The sequence below is a fragment of the Streptantibioticus ferralitis genome (assembly GCF_029223525.1).
In the GTDB taxonomy this organism is placed as follows: Bacteria; Actinomycetota; Actinomycetes; order Streptomycetales; family Streptomycetaceae; genus Streptantibioticus_A; species Streptantibioticus_A ferralitis.
Map to the genome: position 1 here is coordinate 130484 of NZ_JARHTQ010000005.1, position 18011 is coordinate 148494.

The following is an 18011-nucleotide window of genomic DNA, read 5'->3' on the forward strand; positions in this document are numbered from 1 at the left end:
TCACTATCACACAGGTTGCGCTTTATGGCACACCATGTTCTATAGATAGGGTGGAACGAGGGAGGTGTCAGATGGATCCGCGGATCGACCGCACGCGTCGTCACGTCCTTGCCGCCGCGCGGCGGATCCTGCTGGAACGGGGGGCCGACGCGGTGACGTTCAGCGCGGTGGCCCGGGAGGCACACGTCACCCGCAACACCCTGTACCGCCACTGGGCCACGCCCGAACAGCTTCTGGTGGACCTCACCTTGCGCTACTACCTGGAGGATCAGCAGGAACACGGGGGCGCCGGCCCCCACGAACCCGCCACCAGCGTGGGCGACTTCCTGCATGCCGTACGGGACAACCTGCGGGCACCCGGCACGATCGAGGCACTGACGGCGCTGGCGGCCCAGGCAGAACGCAGCCCGGGCAGCGAGCAGGCGTTGCGCCAGGTCGCCGAACTGCGCCAGAAGGCACTGAGCACGGCGACCGGTCCTCTCAGTGACGCGGCATTCGCCCGGATCGTGGGCCCGTTGTTCTACCAGGCACTGATCGCGCGACGCCCCGTGGACGACGCCTTCCTCGCCGAACTCATCGCCGCCACGTCCCCCGCCGCAGGCACCGCGGCGGGAAGTTTCGCCTCCCCGGACCCACCCGGAGCCGACACGTAGGTGATGGCCGGGATACGTCCTGGCCGACGGCGGCGACCGCGGCCGCTACTTCTGGGCATTGGAGAACCACGGCCCCGGGAGTTGGCGTTCCGGTAGCGGGCCACGGCTATGCGGGACAGGACGAAGACAACCGTGGGGGCTGCCGCGACCGCCACCGTCCCGGCCCTGCCGGCTCGGCTGATCGCCGCCTTCGCTGCAGCGCGCACTGACCTGGCGTGATGGGCACGATTCGCAGCCGCGCCAGGGTGGCGGTGGTCGTTCGCCCGCCATCCCCTGCGTGGTGTCTCCATGGATTTCCTGATGCCATGTCAGCCGGGTAGGCGTCGGCCGCGCGGTCGCCGGATCCGCCGACGTGTTCAGTCCTCGGCGGGACGTGCGTCGGCGCGGTCCAGCGCGCGGAGCGCGAGCATGCCGCCGATGCCGGGGATGACGGCGCGCACAGCCGTGCCGGTGGTGCGGCGGGGGGTGCGCCAGGTGGCGATGACGCCGAACAGCCAGGCGACACCGTGGACGGGGCCGATCAGCGCGGCGATCTGCCGGGCGTTCAGGGTGGCCATGTTGAGGAGCAGGACGGCGAGGCTGATCAGTTCGATCGTCGCGCAGATGCGTAGCGGCAGGTGCGGGCGCCGCGCCGTCGGGGTGGTGGTGGCGGTGATGGGTCACACTCCCGTGGTGGAGCCAGGGCGGACGATCATCAGAACGGTGACCGTCGCCCACAGCAGGTTGAAGGAGCCGGTCAGCATGGCCAGCCGTGCGGTCAGGGCGCGCTCGACACCCGATGCCGCCGCCGCGGCAGTGGACGGGGAGTCAGTCAGGCCGGCGAGGATTCTCACCTGGGCGGGCAGCACCAGCAGCGCCAGCACAAGGGCGGCGATCCCGGTCAGGGCGATCGAGGCGATCAGCCAGGCGCTGCCCAGGACATGCAGGTTGCTGGCGGTGGCGAAGCCGAAGACGGGGATGGTCAGGCCGATGAGGGCGTAGACGCGGCAGATGCGGTGCAGCACCCGCACGGCGGCGATCGCTTCGTGCCTTTCGGATGCCTCGGCGGCCTTGCGGGCCGCTACAGGAAACATGCTGCCCGCGACGGCGACCGGTCCGACAGCGATGATCGCCGCGAGTACGTGGAGGGCGAGGAGGGTTTTCGTCATGACGCGTGCGTGCGCGCTTTCGGTTCGAGGACGGGGGAACGAGTCAGGCGCTTACCGGGGTGGGCGCGTGATCGCACAGTCGGCGCAGGCCAGTTCGACGTCCACCCGGGCGGTGCGGGCCCTCGCGGCGCTGAAGACCTGGAAAGGCGCGATGACATCCAGCGAGTCGAAGCCATCGAAGACGACGAACTGGGCAAGCATCGGTGCGCGCCTCATTTCTCTCGGTCCGTAACTGTCGCACTCACGCTAGGCAGTGCGGCAGGGCTCGAACCATGGGCTGGAATGACAGGTACCAACGGATTCTCGCCAGCGCCCCAGGCTGCCGAGTCATCGCGGTGATCGGGATGACACCTGGTCCAGCCACTGGCTGAAACGCGCCGAACGCTTCGCTGGTGCACACGGTGGCGATCATGTGGCCGTCGCGGCCGGGCGTCGTTCACATGCCCGAGGAACGGCCGTGGGGACCAACGGAACAGCCGTTGGCGCTAAGCACTTGATCTTGGTCGGTTAGCACGGTGACACGGTCCGGCGCTCGGGTTCAGGGAAAGATCCTTGATCACGGGTAGGGCCTGGCTACCGTCCGGGCGTGGCGGTCGAATTCTTATCTGATGAGCAGGCTGGGGCGTACGGGAAGTTCGCCGAGGAGCCGACGAGGCCCGAGCTGGAGCGGTTCTTCTTCCTGGATGACGAGGACCGGAAGCTGATTGCGAAGCGGCGTGGGGATCACAACCGCCTTGGCTTCGCTCTCCAACTCTGCACGGTGAGGTATGTCGGGCTGTTCTTGGAGGACCCTCTCGATGTGCCGTGGCCGGTGGTCGATCACCTGGCCGGGCAGCTGGGGATCGAGGACGTCTCCTGCGTCAAGGAGTACACGGAGCGGCTGAAGACGGCGTACGAGCATGCGTGGGAGATTCGGGACGCGTATGGCTACCACCAGTTCGAGGATCACGAGTGGGGCCGGAAGTTCAGGGCTTTCCTGCACGGGCGGGCGTGGACGGCGCATTCGGAGGGGCCGAAGGCTCTGTTCGACCACGCGGTGGGCTGGCTGCGCCGGAACCGGGTGCTGCTGCCGGGTGTCTCGGTGCTGGCCCGGCAGGTGGCGGAGGTCCGTGCGATCGCGGAGAAGCGGCTGCACGCCACGGTCGCCAAGGCTGCTCGGCGGGCGGACCCGGCGTTGCCGGGAGACCTCGTGGCGTTGCTGAAGACGCCGGAGGACAAGCGGTACTCGTACCTGGAGCAGTTGCGCCGGCCGCCGACGCGGACCACGGGCACCGCGATGAAGAGCGCGCTCCAGCGGGTGGATGAGATCGCCGCGTACGGGCTGGGGCGGGTGAAGCTGAACAAGGTCCCGCCGAACCGGCTGTCGGCGCTGGCCCGGTATGGGCTGGGCACGAAGGCGGCGAAGCTGGAGCGGGCCAGTGAGCCGAAGCGCACGGCAATGCTCACCGCGGTGATGCGGCACCTGGAGGCGAAGGCGATCGATGACGCGCTGGACCTGTTCGAGGTGCTGATGGCCACCCGGTTGATCAGCACGACGAAGCGGGCCACAGACAAGGAACGGCTGTCCACGCTGCCGCAGCTGGAGAAGGCGTCCAGGCTCGTGGCCCGCGCGTCGAAGGTGTTCATCGAGGAGCTGGAGCTGTTGGAGGAGACCGGCTGCGACGTGGACGTGACCGCGCTGTGGCGGGCCTTGGAGGAGGTCGCGCCGCGGGTAACGCTGTCCAGCGCGGCGGCCACGGTGGTGAGCCTGGTCCCGGAGGACGACGACTCGGCGGAGATCGCTATGCGCAATGCCCTGGCAATGCGCTACAACACCGTCAAGCCGTTCCTGGCCCTGCTGGGCGAGACCTCGGCGCTGGGGGCGGCGACGGGCGGCAAGAGGGTGCTGGCCGGGGTGAAGCGGCTGCCCGCCCTGGCCCGGCGCCGGGTGACGGAGAAGCCGCTGCTGCCGCGCGAGATCGACGACAAGCTAGTGCCGCCGGTGTGGCGCAAGGCGGTGTACGCCAACGCCGATCTGCCGGAGGGCGCGGTGGACCGCGACGCGTACGTGGTGTGCGTGCTGGAGCAGCTCTTCCGCGCCCTCAAGCGCCGGGACATCTTCGCCTCCCCCTCGCACCGCTGGTCCGACCCGCGTGCCCGCCTGCTGGACGGCAAAGAGTGGGAGGCAGTCCGCGAGGACGTCCTGGCGGGCCTGAGCCTGGACGCGGACGCCGAGCAGCATCTTCGGGACCTGGTCGCCGTTCTGGACGCGGCGTGGAAGCAGATGGCCGAGCGCCTGGAGGAGGCCGGCGACGACGCGAAGATCAGCATCGAGGTGCAGCCCAACGGGCGGGCGAAGCTGAACGTGGAGAAGCTCCACGCGCTCGGCGAGCCGAAGTCGCTGACCTGGCTGCGCAAGCGGGTCGAGAAGATGCTCCCGAAGATCGACCTGCCGGACCTGCTGTTCGAGGTGCACGCCTGGACCGGGTTCCTGGACGCCTTCGTGCACTTGGGCGACGGCAAGACCCGCATGAAGGACCTCACCACCTCGCTCGTGGCGCTCTTGGTCTCGGAGGCGTGCAACATCGGGATGACCCCGGTCATCAACCCGAACGTGGAGGCGCTGACCCGCTCCCGCCTGGTCCACGTCGACCAGTACTACCTGCGTGCGGAGACCATCGCCGCGGCCAACGCCGCCCTGATCGAGGCCCAGGCCCAAGTGCCCATCGTGAAGTTCTGGGGCAAGGGCCTGCTGGCCTCCGTGGACGGCCTGCGCTTCGTCGTCCCGGTGCGCACGATCAACGCCGCGCCGAGCCCCAAGTACTTCGCGAAGAAGAAGGGCATCACCTGGCTCAACGCGGTCAATGACCAGGTCATCGGGATCGGGCAGATGGTGGTGCCCGGCACCCCGCGCGACTCACTGTTCATCCTGGACGCGCTGCTGAACCTGGACGGCGGGGTGAAGCCGGAGATGGTCGCCACCGACAACGCCTCTTACTCCGACATGGTGTTCGGCATCTTCAAGATGCTCGGCTACCGCTTCTCCCCGCGTTTCAAGGACCTCGAAGACCAGCGGTTCTGGAAGGCCCAGATGCCCAGCGGCGAGGCCCTGGACAGCTACGGGCCACTGGAGGCACTGGCCCGCAACAAGGTGAACGTGAAGAAGGTGCTCACGGCGTGGCCGGACATGCTGCGGGTGGCCGGCTCCCTGGTCACCAACCAGGTCCGCGCCTACGACCTGCTGCGGATGTTCGGCCGTGAAGGCCACCCCGCCCCGCTGGGGCAGGCGTTCGCCGAGTACGGGCGGATCGCCAAGACCCTGCACCTGCTCGCCGTCGTCGACCCGGTCGACGACACCTACCGACGACAGATGCACAAGCAGCTCACCGTCCAGGAGTCCCGCCACAAGCTCGCCCGCGACATCTGCCACGGCAAGAAGGGCACCATCCACCAGGCATACCGGGACGGAATGGAAGACCAACTAGGATCACTTGGCCTCGTATTGAACGCAGTTGTCCTGTGGACGACACGCTACATCGACGCCGCCGTCGCCCAGCTCCGCGCCGAGGGCCACGAGATCCACGACGAGGATGTCGCCCGGTTGTCCCCGCTCAAGCACCGGAACTTGAACTGCCTGGGCCGCTACAGCTTCACCGCCTCCCAGCCGGTCGATGGGCTGCGGCCCCTGCGTGACCCGGACGCGGTCTATCTCGATGATGACGACGTCGGCGCGGAGGAATGAGCCGGACGCCGGGGCGAGGCCTCACACTCCCCGCCCGGCACCCGGAGCGTACGGCGCGCGGTTCAGACCGGGACAGCAGGTCGCGGCGTCGGTGCGAGAAAGATCTGCCGATATGCCCGCGCCCCGCGGCTACTGGGTCAGCCCAGACCGGGCAGACTCCGCAGTTCCGAGACGCGGAGCAGGCGGGCCAGCAGCACGAACAGCACCAGCATCGTGACACCGCCGGCAGCTAGCGCCAGCACAGAGCCGACGACCGGAGCAGGGACGGCACCGGAGCAGATGCGCGCCACCGCCCAGCCGACGGCGCTGGCGGCGCCCGCCGCAGCCGTGAGCTTCCCGTACGTACGTACGAGCCGCTTGCCGTCCAGGAGGCCTTCCAAACGGTGGCGCAACTTGAGCCCGGTGACGAGCAGGCCGCCGGCGTAGGACGCTGCATAGGCGGCTGCCATGCCGATGACGGCCCAGCGCGGGGGCAGGAAGAGGTGGCAGCCGGTGGCCAGGATGATGTCGAGGCCGGAGATCCAGACCGCCATCCAGAAGGGGGTGCGGGTGTCCTCGAACGCGTAGAAGCCGCGTAGCAGCAGGTACTGGGCGGAGAAGGGGACCAGGCCGAGTGCGAAGGCCTGCAGCATCTGGCCCAGTGGCTGTGCCGAGGCCGCTCCGCTGCTGCTGTAGGAGAACATCACCGTGGCGATCTGCGGTCCGAAGGCCAGGAAGAAGAAGGCGGCCGGGACGATCGCCACACCGGTCACCCGCAGGCCCCGCGACAGGTCCTCGCGGACGTCGCCCAGACGATGCTCGGCCACCGCTCGGCTCATCCGCGGCAGCATCGCGGTGACCACCGAGACCGTGATGATGCCCTGCGGGAGCATCCAGATGTTCTGCGCGAAGAAGTAGGCGCTGTTGCCCGCGCCGGCCTTCGGTGCGACCGCGTCTACCGCGTTGGCGTAGCGCGTCACCACTGTCAGGGCGACCTGGTTGACCCCCACGAACAGCAGGGTCCAGCGTGCCGCGGCCACGCTCTTGCCCAGGCCCGTGCCGCGCCAGTCAAAGCGCGGGCGCCACCTGAACCCTGTTTCGGCGAGGTATGGGATCAGGCAGACCGCCTGCAGGGCGATCCCGATCGTGGTGCCGATTCCCAGCAGCCGCACCTCGGCCGGTGTCACAGACGCGGCGTCACCGGGGGCCGGCACGAGCCACCGGTACAGGCCGAACATGGTGATCAACACGATGTTGTTCAGGACCGGCGTCCACATCATCGCCCCGAACCTGCCGCGGGCATTGAGAACCTGGCCCAGCATGAAGAAAAGCCCGTAGAAGAAGATCTGCGGCAACAGGAACCGGGCGAAGGCCACCGTCAATTCGAACAGCTGGTGATTGCCCGGCGTGTCCGGCATGTAGAGGCCCACGATCAACGGAGCGAGCACCACGCCGACGACGGTCCCGACCGCAAGCACGCTCAGCACCAAGGTGACCAGCCGCTGCTCGTGGGCCTGACCGCCATCAGCATGCTCGGTACGCGCCCGGACAAGCTGCGGCACGAGCACCGAGTTGAGCGCACCGCCGATCAACAGCGTGTAGAGACTGGTTGGCAGGGTGTTCGCAGTGTTGTACGCGCCCCCGACTGCCAGCGTGCCCAGCGCGGCGGCCTGGAGCATCAATCGGAACATCCCCGTTCCGCGCGACACCATGCTGCCCGCCGCCATCAATGCGGACGAGCGCAGCAGCCCCCCGGACGCGGCCCCCGAACGACGCCTCGCGTGACGGCGCCGCCCGGAATGATCCGTCTCCGCCGCCGCTGTGCCCCCTTGCTCAACCATGGTGCCAACTCTAGAACCGTGAAGATCACCTCGGAGACTGGTGTCGAAAAACGACCGTCTGTCGACACTCGGCACCGCTGTGAATGTTCGTAGTTGCCTGCACGGATGAGCTGGGGTTTTGTTGCCGCGTGCAGGGAGCTGCGGACTCCCGGACGGGTCGAAGTCGCCTGCGCTACGGTCAATTTGGCCGTAGTCGTGTGCGCGACGAGGAGGCTTCCGGATGGCGGAGGAGCCGGTGGCCGAGCGCGGGGTGTTGTCCGCGCCGACCCAGATATGGGAGACCGCGGTGCGGCAGGCCGAGGTGATCGGGCCGCTCGCAGAGAAGGCCACAGTGGGGCTGGCCGATGCGGACGAGGCCGCTGAGCGGCTGCGGATCTCCCGGCGCCAGGTGTACGTGTTGCTCCGGCGGTGGCGTGCTGGCGAGGGAGTAGTGTCGGACCTGTTGCCGGGCCGTTCCAGCGGAGGCCGTGGCGGCGGGCGGCTGTCCAGCGAGGTCGAGACGATCGTTCAGGAAGTGCTGCGCACCCGGTACTTGACGCGGCAGCGCCGCTCGGTGGCGGCGGTCTGCAAGGAGATCACGCGCCAGTGCCGGAGCCGCGGCCTGAGGGTTCCGTCGAGGGGGACGGTGGTCCGCCGGATCACACGACTGGATCCGGTGTCCTCGCTCGCGGCACGTGAGGGAAGCGAGGCGACCCGGCCGCTGCGGTCGGCAGGGGGTGTGCCGCCGCCGGTCACCGGGCTACTGGAGCAGGTCCAGGTCGACCACACGCCAGTGGATGTGATCGTGGTCGACGAGCGGCACCGGCTGCCGATCGGCCGTCCGTGTCTGACGGCGACGATCGACGTAGCCAGCCGGTGCGTGGTGGGCCTGGTTGTGACGCTGGAGGCGCCGTCGGCAACCTCGGTCGGGCTGTGCCTGGCGCACGCGGCGATGGACAAGCGGCCATGGCTGGAGCGGCTGGGCGTGGAGGCGCTCTGGCCGATGAGCGGCAAGCCGCACGAGCTCTACGTGGACAACGCCGCGGAGTTCAAGAGCGAGGCCCTGCGCCGTGGCTGCGACCAGCACGGCATCGCCTTGCGTTACCGGCCGCCCGGCCAGCCGCACTTCGGCGGGATCATCGAGCGGCTGATCGGCACCATGATGCAGCTCGTGCACGAGCTGCCGGGCACCACGTTCTCCAGCACCGCCGAGCGCAGCGCCTACAACAGCGACGAACAAGCGGCGCTGACCCTACGGGAGTTGCAGCGCTGGATGGCGTTGGCGGTGGCCTGTTACCACGGCCAGGTCCACGAGACGCCGAGCCGCACCCCGGCCGGGGTCTGGGCCGAGAAGGCCGCCGGAGCGGGCAGGCCGGTGACGGTGACCAACGAGACCGCCTTCCTGGTGGACTTCCTGCCGGTGATCCGCAGGACCTTGTCGCGCTCGGGGTTCGTGATCGACCATGTTCAGTACCACTGCAACGCGCTCAGGCCCTGGATCGCCCGCCGTGAACGGCTGGACCGGTTCGTCCTGCGCCGCGACCCGCGTGATATCAGCCGCGTCTGGGCTCTGGACCCAGACGGCACCGAGTACGTGGAGGTGCCCTACCGGACGCTGTCACGGCCGCCGATCAGCGCGTGGGAGCAGAAGGCCGCCGCCGCGCGACTGCGTGAGCTGGGCCGCGCCGAGGTCGACGAGAACACTCTGTTCGCCATGGTGGCGCAGATGCGCGAGATTACCGAGACCGCCGCAGTCACCACCCGCAAGGCCCGCCGAGATCGGCAGCGGTGCACTGAGGCACCCTCCCGGCCGCAGTCGGAGGTGACGCCTGCGAAGCCGCCTGCCCCGGACGTGGGCCAGGACGACGAGGCCGGCGCCCGGCCGTTCGAGGTGATCGAGCAGTGGTGAACAGGGACGAGGACTCTCCGGTGGACGTGTCGCACCTGTGCCCGGCCGCGCAGCAGATCGCGCGGCTGCCGGACGGGGAGCGGCTGCGCTATGTACGGGCGGACCGGTGGATCGGCTACCCCCGTGCCACCGAGGCTCTGGGGCGGCTGGAGACGCTGCTGGCGTGGCCGTCCAAGCAGCGGATGCCGAACCTGCTGCTGCTCGGGCCTACCAACAACGGCAAGTCGATGATCGTGGAGAAGTTCCGCCGCGCTCACCCGCCGGTGTCGCATCCGGACCGCGAAGAGATCCCGGTCCTGGTGATGCAGATGCCCTCCGAGCCGTCGGTCATCCGCTTCTATACGGCGCTGCTGGCGGCGCTCGGCGCCCCGCTGAGGACCGGCTACCGGGTAGCCGACCTGGAGCAGACGGTGCTGCGGCTGCTGCGCTCGGCCATAGTGCGGATCCTGGTGATCGACGAACTGCACAACGTGCTCGGCGGCAGCGGCGACCGGCGCCGGGAGTTCTTGAACCTGCTGCGGTACCTGGGCAACGAGCTGCGCATCCCGCTGGTCGGCGTCGGCACCCGGGACGCCTACCTGGCCATCCGCGCGGACGACCAGCTGGAGAACCGGTTCGCGCCGCTGACACTGGCGCGCTGGGAAGCCGGCCTTGGGGATCAATCGAACCGTGGTTGGCGCTGAGATTGATCTTCGTCGTTTAACACAGTTCCGGGATGCGGTGGCAGGTTTCTCTGGAAGTCCGGTGGGCTCGGATGACGGGTGGCTACCGTCCGCCGCGTGCCGGTGGAATTTCTTACTGATGTGCAGGCGGCGGCGTACGGACGGTTCGTGGAGGAGCCGACGCGGCCGGAGCTGGAGCGGTTCTTCTTCCTGGACGACATGGACCGGGACCTGATCGCGTTGCGCCGCACGGCGGCGCACCAGCTGGGCTTCGCGGTGCAGATGTGCACCGTCCGGTACGTCGGCCGGTTCCTGGTGGACGATCCGCTGGACGTGCCGTGGTCGGTCATCGAGCACTTGGCCGCGCAGTTGCAGATCGAGGACGCGTCGGTGGTGAAGCGGTACACCGAGCGGGCGAAGACCGCGTACGAACACGCGTGGGAAATTCGGGACGCCTACGGCTACCACCCGTTCGAGGACGAGGAGTGGGGGCGCAAGTTCCGCGCGTTCCTGCACGGGAGGGCGTGGACGGGCGCCGAGGGACCGGTGGCTCTGTTCAACCAAGCGGTGGGATGGCTGCGCCGCCACCGGGTGCTGCTGCCGGGCGTGAGCGTGCTGGCGAAGCAGGTCGCATCTGTACGTCGGGTCGCGGAGAAACGGCTGTACGCGACGGTGGCGGGCGCTGCGCGGCGGGCGGACGCGTCGTTGTCGAAGGATCTGGTGGCGCTGCTCGGGGTGCCGGAGGGGCGGCGGATCTCGGAGTTGGAGCGGCTGCGCCGACCGCCGACGCGGACGACGGGCGCGAGCCTGGCGAAGGCGCTGGAGCGGGTGGATGAGATCTCGGCGTTCCGGCTGGGCCGGGTGAAGCTGGACAAGGTGCCGCCGAACCGGCTGGCGACGCTGGCGCGGGTCGGTCTGGGGTCGAAGGCGCCGATCATGGAGCGAACGCCGGAGCCGAAGCGCACGGCGCTGCTGACGTCGGTGGTGCGGCACCTGGAGGCGTCCGCGATCGACGACGCGCTGGATCTGTTCTCGGTGCTGATGCAGGTGAAGCTGATCAGCGCCGCGCGGCGGGCGACGGACCGGGACTGGCTCGCGGCCCGGCCTCGCGTGGCGAAGGCGTCGCGGATGCTCGATGGGGTGTTCCGGCTGTGGAGCGAGCAGCTGGACCTGGTGACCGAGAGCGATGCCGATCTGGACGCGGGCGCGATGTGGCGGGCGCTGGAGACGGAGATCGGGCCGCGCGAGGAGGTGATGGCCGCCTCGGCGCTGCTGGGAGAGCTGATCGGGCCCGCGGACGAGGAGGCCGAGGCGGAGATGCGGCGTCTGCTGGCCACCCGCTACAACACGGTCCGCCCCTTCCTGTCGCTGCTCGGGGAGTCGCCGGCGCTGGGGGCGGCCTCCGGCGGCAAGCGGATTCTGGAGGCGGTGAAGCGGCTCCCGGCGCTGGCGAGGCGGAAGGTGAAGGCCAAGCCGCTGCTGCCGCGTGAGATCGACGCCAAATTGGTGCCGGCGGCGTGGAAGAAGGCGGTGTACTCCAACCCGGAGCTGCCCGAGGGGGCGGTGGACCGTGACGCGTACGTGGTGTGCGTGCTGGAGCAGCTGTTCCGCGCGCTGAACCGGCGCGACGTGTTCGCCTCGCCGTCGAACCGGTGGGCGGACCCTCGGGCGCGGCTGTTGGACGGCAAGCAGTGGGAGGCCGTCTCCGAGGACGTACTGCATGGCCTGAGCCTGGACGAGCCGGTCGAGGAACACCTGGCGGGGCGGGTGCGGGCCCTGGACGCGGCCTGGCAGCTGATGACGGAGCGTCTGGAGGAGGCCGGGCAGGACGCGAAGCTCAGCTTCGAGGTCCAGCCCAATGGCCGGTTGAAGCTGAACGTCGACCGGCTCGGCGCGCTCGGCGAGAGCGAGTCTCTGAAGTGGCTGCGCAGGACCACCGCGAAGATGCTCCCGAAGATCGACCTGCCGGACCTGCTGTTCGAGGTCGACTCCTGGACCGGATTCCTGGACGCCTTCGTGCACTTGGGGGACGGCCGTACCCGCATGGAGAACCTGAAGACGTCCCTGGTGGCGCTGCTGGTGAGCGAGGCGTGCAACATCGGCTACACCCCCGTCATCGATGCCGACGACGAGGCGCTCACCCGTGCCCGGCTGGTCCACGTCGACCAGTACTACCTGCGCGCCGACACCATCGCTGCGGCGAACGCGAAGCTGATCGAGGCCCAGGGGCGGGTGCCGATCGTGGAGCACTGGGGCGAGGGCCTGCTCGCGTCCGTCGACGGGCTGCGGTTCGTAGTGCCGAAGCGAACCATCAACGCCGGGCCGTCGCCGAAGTACTACCACTTCAAACGCGGAATTACATGGCTGAATGCAGTCAACGACCAGGTAGCGGGCATCGGACAGATGGTCGTGCCCGGCACCCCGCGCGACTCCCTGCACATCCTGGACACCCTGCTGAACCTCGACGCCGGGGTGAAACCGGACATGGTGGCCACCGACAACGCCTCTTACTCCGATATGGTGTTCGGCCTGTTCTCCCTGCTCGGCTACAACTTCTCGCCCCGCTTCCGCGACCTGGCCGACCAGAGGTTCTGGCGGGCGGAGCTGCCCGGCGTGGACACCGGCGGGTACGGGCCACTGGAGCCGCTGGCCTGCAACAAGGTGAACCTGAACAAGGTGGTCACGCACTGGCCGGACATGCTCCGGGTGGTCGGCTCCTTGGTCACCGGGCAGGTGCGGGCGTACGACCTGTTGCGGATGTTCGGCCGCGAGGGACGTCCCACCCCGCTGGGTACCGCGTTCGCCGAGTACGGGCGGATCGCCAAGACCCTGCACCTGCTGCGCGTGGTCGACCCGGTCGACGACACCTATCGCAGGCAGATGAACCGGCAGCTCACCGTGCAGGAGTCCCGCCACAAGCTCGCCCGCGACATCTGCCACGGCAAGCGCGGGCAGATCATGCAGGCGTACAAGACGGGACAGGAGGACCAGCTCGGGGCGCTCGGTCTTGTGCTGAATGCCGCCGTACTGTGGACGACTCGCTATCTCGACGCCGCAGTCGAGGAGTTGCGGGCCCTGCCCGCCGAGGAGCGCGAGCACGACGTCCTGGACGAAGACGTCGCCCGCGTCTCCCCGCTCAAGCACGCGAACCTCAACGTGCTCGGCCGCTACAGCTTCCGCTCCTCCACCCCGGTCGACGGCGGCCTGCGCCCGCTGCGCGACCCGGGTGCGCCGGAGCTGGACGAGGACGAGGACGGCGGGCGTGAGTGAGTATCAGGAGCCGGCCAGGCCCGACCCGTGACCGGTGTTCAGGTATCGCTCCGGCGGCAGAACTTCGTCTCAAGTAGATCGGTGAAGATCCCGATGGGGTCGTCCCAACCGCCATTGCTCCAGTCGCCGTTGACGTTGGTGGTGACCATCCGTTCGCCATGGCGAGCGCCGTATGCGTAGGACCACGATCCGAAGAGCGCACCTCCCATGCCCCAGACCGTTTCCCCGCAGGGCAGTCTCACTGAGGAAACGCCGAGGCCGTAGGCGGCATTGGAAATCCAGCCGCGGGTGGGCACGGTGGTGAACATGTCGCGTTGTTGGTCCGGTGGCAGTATCCGGCCCCCCAGCAGGGCGCGGAAGAACCGGTTGAGGTCTCCGGCGGTGGAGATCATGCCGCCGGCTGCCCAGAACATGGATGAATCGAGCTCGGTCGCGTCGTGGACCGGCGCGCCGGGGTCGGTCTGGAACAGCTTCGTGTAGTGCCGGGAGTGTGGCCCGTGGATCATCGGGTCGCTGCCGTGCGGCAGGTACGTACCAGTCAGGCCGAATGGGCGGGAGATCCGCTCTGTGATCTCCTCGGCAAGCGCACGGCCGGTGGCCCGTTCGATGATCAGGCCTGCGAGGACGTAGTTGGTGTTGGAATACGCCCAGCCCGAACCCGGTGCGAAGGTGTGCGGATGGGACATGGCGATCTGCACCAGTGACTCGGGCGAGTGTGTCTCGTAACGGTTCAGTGCTTCCTGGTCATCGGTGTAGTTGAAGATCCCGCTGGTGTGGTTGAGCAGCATCCTGACGTTCACCCTGGCACCGTCGTGGTGATGGCCATTCACCACCCCGGGCAGCCACAGTTCCGCGGTGTCGTCCAGGCTCAGTCTGCCTTCCGCCGCCAGCTGCAGCACGACGGTGGCCACGAACGTCTTGCTGATGCTGCCGATGCGGAACCGGTCCTGCGGTGAACGCTTGCGGCCGGTTCGGGTGTCGGCCACTCCTGCGGTCCCGAACCACTGTCGGCCGCCGTCGCAAACCTCAGCGAGAATGCCGGGAAGGCCGCCTTGAGCCACAGCTTGCTGAAGTAAGCGCTGGACCGCCTCGTGGCCCTCGGCCCCTGAGGCTGGCGCCGACTCAGATACCGTGCCCCCTGCCTTGGCCGGTTCGGCGCCCGGCCGGCCGCTGTCTGTATGAGCGGTGTGCTGGTGCATGTGGTCCTCCTCCTTGTCGTGTGTGACCCGTGGATGACCGCCCGGCCCCTCTCCACGGCGTGATTCACTGGCCCACCGGCTCTCAGCAGGGGCTTAACGCCCAGCGCAGCGAGCGACGCTTCGCGCACGCCTACCGGACCCGCTGCACATCACGGCAAGGGGCACGGCCGCGGGGTGAACTGGCCGCGTCAGCTGATCCCGGTGGTCACTACTCCTGGCTGGTGAGCGTCTGCCGAACGTGGTCCTCCAGCTCGGCCTGATCGATGCCGGCCAAGGCGAGAGCACGTGGCACGGTGCCGAATTGAGCCTGCAGGATCCCGAGCAGCAGATGTGCTGACCGCAGGTCCTTCTTGCGAGCGCAGGCGAAGCTCCGCTCCAGCGCGAGTCTGGCGGACGCACCCATTTTTGGCTGCTGGGAAGCGTGGCTCGGCCCGGGAAGGCCGTAGGCGGCCGGAGACACTCCAACCATGCTCAGGCTGTGCTCGAATTCTCGATCCAGTGCCTCGCGGACAGTGGCGCGATCGAGCCCGGCCGAGGTCAGGACCTGCTGAGCGGTAGACCCCTGATCGGCGGCGAGCGACAACAGAAGATGGTGCGCGTCGATCGTCGCCGACCCATCATCCTGAGCTTCGTCCATCGCCCGCACGATGACCGCATGCAGGTACTTGTCAAACGCGCTCATCGCCGCGCCTCCTCAGCTTGACTCCGGCGGCGATGAGCCGCTTGGCGTGCTTCTTGTGGACGGCTTGGCGGGTGACACCGAGCGCCTCGGAGACCTGCGGCCAGCTCCAGCCCGCCCGCATGGCCTGCTCGACAGCGGCGTCCTCCAGTTGATCGGCAAGGCGCCGCAACGCCACGACAGCCGCCAGAGCGTCAGCGGGCTCAGGGGGAAGGGAATTCTCGCCGACGGACATGCAAGCAACTGTAGTTGACTAACGAGGATAGTCAACCCGAGTTGCTAACGACTGGGGGCGGGCGCAGCGATCCCGCCGGAGGCTCGTGACTACGGGCTCCCTGTCGGCAAAGGATCGTTTGACGACAGGCTGTCGACGCGTCCAATGAACCCGTGCAATCCGGGGGTTCGCGGCGGCCCGAATCCAATCAGATCCGATGGTGATTGCTGACAGGGTTTGACGACAGATAGGGTCCGGTCCTCCACACGGAAGGGGCCCTCGGTGGCGAACCTGGTCTACAAGCGGGTCTCGACCGACCAGCAGTCCACCGCCCGGCAGAACCTCGTCCTGGAGGAGGCCGGAATCGAGGACCCGGTCGTCTTCGAGGAGAACCCGGGCACCTCCAGCCGCCTCCACCCGCTCCAACGTCCGAAGTTCAGCGAGCTGCTCACGTACGCGCGGCCGGGCGACACCGTGCACATCTCCGAGATGTTCCGCCTCGTACGCGGCACCGGGCACATCCTCGACGTGCTCGACGTCTTCCACCGCGACCACCTCGCCCTGCGCATCCATGACGGCGCGTTCTCCGCGATGGACCTCACCGCCCGCCACCCGCGCACCGGTGAGCTGCTGTCCACCGTGAAGTTCATGGTGCAGACCCTCGCCGCCGCCGGCGAACTTCAGCGCGACCTCCAGTGCGAGCTGACCTACGACGGATTGCGGGCCGCCGAGGCCAAGGGCAGCAAGGGCGGACGCCGCCCCGCCGTGGCGGCCGCGAAGACCGACGACGTGCGCACCGCGTACCTGGAAGGCCGCTCCATCGCCGCCCTCGCCCGCGACCACGGCGTCAGCCGCGGCGCCATCCGCACCGCCGTGGCCGACCTCATGCCCGACCACACCGCCATCGAGCAGCAGGACACCCCAGCACCGGAGAGCGCGGTCACCCTCGACATGCCGGGCAAGGTCGCCGACTTCCTCCGCACCGCCGAACTGGAGCCCGCCGAGCGGGCCGCGCTCGACCAGGGCGTGACCGTACGGCGCGGCCAGGGCTACACACTCCGCGTCAGCGCCGTCCCCGCCGTGCACCGCGGACTCCTCGCCCGCTGCCAGCCGCTCGACGGCGGCCATGGCGCCCCGACGGTCCCCGCCCAGCGCAAGGCCCGTCGCGAGTACGAGAACCGGGTCAGCACCCTCGCGTCGACTGGACCATGATCAATCTCAGCGCCAACCACGGTTCGATTGATCCCCGGGGCCGGAAGCCGACGAGGACGCCTGCTCGCTGCTGGCGAGCTTCGCCGCGTCGTTCCCGCTGCGCCAGCCCTCGTCGATCGCCACCGCCGAGATGGCCGGCTACCTGCTCACCCGCAGCGAGGGCACGATCGGAGAGCTGGCCCATCTGCTCACCGACGCCGCCGTCGCGGCGATCGAGTCCGGCGAGGAGGCCATCAACCAGCGCACCCTGCTGCTGGCGCCATACGCCGGGCCGAGCGAACGGCGCCGCCTGTTCGAGCGCGAGCTGACGTGAACCTCCTTCGCCGCTGGCCGCTGCACCCTCAGCCCGGCCCGCTGGAGGCACTGTCGTCGTGGCTGGGCAGGCTCGCCGAGCTCTACGAGATGCCCGTGCACGACCTGCTGCTGCACAACCTCGGTCTCGTCGGCCTGGCCCTGCCTGGCGATCTCGACCTCGACCCGCCGATGGCGATGCTCGCGGTGCTCGCCGAGAAGACCGGTGTGGAACTCGCCCGGCTGCGGTCGATGACCCTGGCCGGCTGGGTGCCCTGGCTCTTCGACACGCTGCCCGTACGCGTCCAGGACGCGCAGCAGGTCTTCGACACCTACGTGAGGGACAACTCCGTCCTCTTCGCCCGCAAAGCTGGAACGCATCACGTACTGCGCTTCAAGCCGGAATGGGCGGGACCGTGGCTTCTTCCCTACCCCGGCGCCCTGCGAGCCTGCCCGGTCTGCGCCGCCGACCCCGGCCGGGGCATCTCCTTGGTCTGGCGGCTGGCGCTGATTTCGAGCTGTGTCGAGCACGACTGCCGCCTCCTGGAGATCTCCGAGGTCCGCGCCGCGCTGATCCTGGGCCGGGAAATGCACCGGGAGCCGCTGGAGGCGCCACGTGCCGCCCTGGACCGCTACACCCACCAGGCCCTCACCACCGGCCGGGTCGCCTTGCCCGGCCGGAACGTGCACGCCGGGGTGTGGTTCCGCCTCCTGCGCTCCCTCCTGGACGAGGTCAGCCTCGCCACGAGTACCCAAGGCGCCCACGGAAAAGACGTGTTGCGGTTGATCTGGCAGACCACCGGCCACCCGGAACGCGCGGGCCTGAACGTCTGGCGCCCCTTCGAGCAGCTGCGAGACGAGGTTCGGGAGGCGATGTGGGATGCCGCCGCCGCGGCGGTCCAGCTGGCCGCCGACGGCCTGATCACCGTCCGCGGGCGTCTCGCTTCTGCCCTGCAGACCCCGCTCCACTCCGTCTACGGCGGCGACGAGCCCTCCCCGCTCCAGCGCGCCTGGCAGGACGTCATGGACACGTGGGAAGAGGCACTCGCCTCAGCCCGCACCGACCCGGCCTCCGCACGGCAACTTCTCGGCCTGCTCACCGGCGGATGCCGCACGCTTGCCGCCTTCGAGCAGGAACGCTCCTCCCTTTGCGGGGAAGGCATCCCGGCCGGCTTCCTGCCCAGCGCCCGTGAACTGGGCCGCCACGATCTCATCTGACCGTGTTCCACATCCTTGGAAGTGGAACACACGGCC

The 18011-nt window shown here is 68.9% G+C and carries 15 protein-coding genes; 8 read left to right on the plus strand and 7 right to left on the minus strand.

Going from position 1 to position 18011, the window contains the following annotated elements:
* Positions 1 to 71 precede the first annotated feature (71 nt).
* Positions 72 to 653 (plus strand): TetR/AcrR family transcriptional regulator, encoded by a 582-nt coding sequence (locus tag P2L57_RS09760; RefSeq protein WP_275811493.1) that lies wholly within the window; start codon positions 72 to 74, stop codon positions 651 to 653.
* A gap of 356 nt (positions 654 to 1009) precedes the next feature.
* On the opposite strand, the gene P2L57_RS09765 is transcribed toward P2L57_RS09760, so the two are convergent.
* From P2L57_RS09765 to P2L57_RS09775, 3 genes are all read right to left on the minus strand, one after another.
* Positions 1010 to 1210, minus strand: a complete 201-nt coding sequence (locus P2L57_RS09765) for a hypothetical protein (protein WP_275811495.1) — start codon at positions 1208 to 1210, stop codon at positions 1010 to 1012.
* Between the two features lie 102 nt (positions 1211 to 1312).
* Entirely contained in the window at positions 1313 to 1801 is a 489-nt protein-coding gene (locus P2L57_RS09770) for a hypothetical protein (RefSeq protein ID WP_275811497.1), read from the minus strand.
* A gap of 51 nt (positions 1802 to 1852) precedes the next feature.
* Positions 1853 to 2002 (minus strand): hypothetical protein, encoded by a 150-nt coding sequence (locus P2L57_RS09775; RefSeq protein ID WP_275811499.1) that lies wholly within the window; start codon positions 2000 to 2002, stop codon positions 1853 to 1855.
* Between the two features lie 385 nt (positions 2003 to 2387).
* Between P2L57_RS09775 and P2L57_RS09780 the strand changes: the two genes are divergently transcribed.
* Complete coding sequence (locus P2L57_RS09780) at positions 2388 to 5522, plus strand: Tn3 family transposase (protein WP_275811501.1); 3135 nt, start codon at positions 2388 to 2390, stop codon at positions 5520 to 5522.
* Between the two features lie 137 nt (positions 5523 to 5659).
* Here the strand turns inward: P2L57_RS09780 and murJ are convergent, their stop codons facing one another.
* Positions 5660 to 7342: a murein biosynthesis integral membrane protein MurJ gene (gene murJ, locus P2L57_RS09785; protein WP_275811944.1), complete on the minus strand. Its 1683-nt coding sequence runs from the start codon at positions 7340 to 7342 to the stop codon at positions 5660 to 5662.
* Positions 7343 to 7562: 220 nt separating this feature from the next.
* On the opposite strand from murJ, the gene P2L57_RS09790 reads away from it, so the two are divergent.
* The 3 genes from P2L57_RS09790 to P2L57_RS09800 all read left to right on the plus strand — a co-directional run bounded on the left by P2L57_RS09790 (position 7563) and on the right by P2L57_RS09800 (position 13162).
* Entirely contained in the window at positions 7563 to 9230 is a 1668-nt protein-coding gene (locus tag P2L57_RS09790; RefSeq protein ID WP_275811503.1) for a TnsB C-terminal domain-containing protein, read from the plus strand.
* Complete coding sequence (locus P2L57_RS09795; protein WP_275811505.1) at positions 9227 to 9913, plus strand: TniB family NTP-binding protein; 687 nt, start codon at positions 9227 to 9229, stop codon at positions 9911 to 9913. Before P2L57_RS09790 ends, P2L57_RS09795 begins: the two co-directional genes overlap by 4 nt.
* A 96-nt stretch (positions 9914 to 10009) precedes the next feature.
* Positions 10010 to 13162, plus strand: a complete 3153-nt coding sequence (locus P2L57_RS09800) for a Tn3 family transposase (RefSeq protein WP_275811506.1) — start codon at positions 10010 to 10012, stop codon at positions 13160 to 13162.
* 38 nt (positions 13163 to 13200) lie between these two features.
* Here the strand turns inward: P2L57_RS09800 and P2L57_RS09805 are convergent, their stop codons facing one another.
* The 3 genes from P2L57_RS09805 to P2L57_RS09815 all read right to left on the minus strand — a co-directional run bounded on the left by P2L57_RS09805 (position 13201) and on the right by P2L57_RS09815 (position 15275).
* Positions 13201 to 14361, minus strand: coding sequence for a serine hydrolase domain-containing protein (locus P2L57_RS09805; RefSeq protein WP_275811508.1), 1161 nt, complete (start codon positions 14359 to 14361; stop codon positions 13201 to 13203).
* 208 nt (positions 14362 to 14569) lie between these two features.
* Positions 14570 to 15043, minus strand: coding sequence for a Clp protease N-terminal domain-containing protein (locus P2L57_RS09810; protein ID WP_275811510.1), 474 nt, complete (start codon positions 15041 to 15043; stop codon positions 14570 to 14572).
* Positions 15030 to 15275, minus strand: coding sequence for a hypothetical protein (locus P2L57_RS09815; RefSeq protein WP_064456845.1), 246 nt, complete (start codon positions 15273 to 15275; stop codon positions 15030 to 15032). The genes P2L57_RS09810 and P2L57_RS09815 overlap by 14 nt, the downstream gene beginning before the upstream one ends.
* A 261-nt stretch (positions 15276 to 15536) precedes the next feature.
* On the opposite strand from P2L57_RS09815, the gene P2L57_RS09820 reads away from it, so the two are divergent.
* The 3 genes from P2L57_RS09820 (at position 15537) to P2L57_RS09830 (ending at position 17975) form a co-directional block, all read left to right on the plus strand.
* Complete coding sequence (locus P2L57_RS09820; RefSeq protein WP_275811512.1) at positions 15537 to 16466, plus strand: recombinase family protein; 930 nt, start codon at positions 15537 to 15539, stop codon at positions 16464 to 16466.
* 130 nt (positions 16467 to 16596) lie between these two features.
* Positions 16597 to 16779 carry a hypothetical protein gene (locus P2L57_RS09825; protein WP_425574858.1) on the plus strand — a complete coding sequence of 61 codons (183 nt, stop codon included), beginning with the start codon at positions 16597 to 16599 and terminating at the stop codon, positions 16777 to 16779.
* Complete coding sequence (locus P2L57_RS09830) at positions 16776 to 17975, plus strand: TniQ family protein (protein WP_275811513.1); 1200 nt, start codon at positions 16776 to 16778, stop codon at positions 17973 to 17975. The genes P2L57_RS09825 and P2L57_RS09830 overlap by 4 nt, the downstream gene beginning before the upstream one ends.
* Positions 17976 to 18011: the final 36 nt, after the last annotated feature.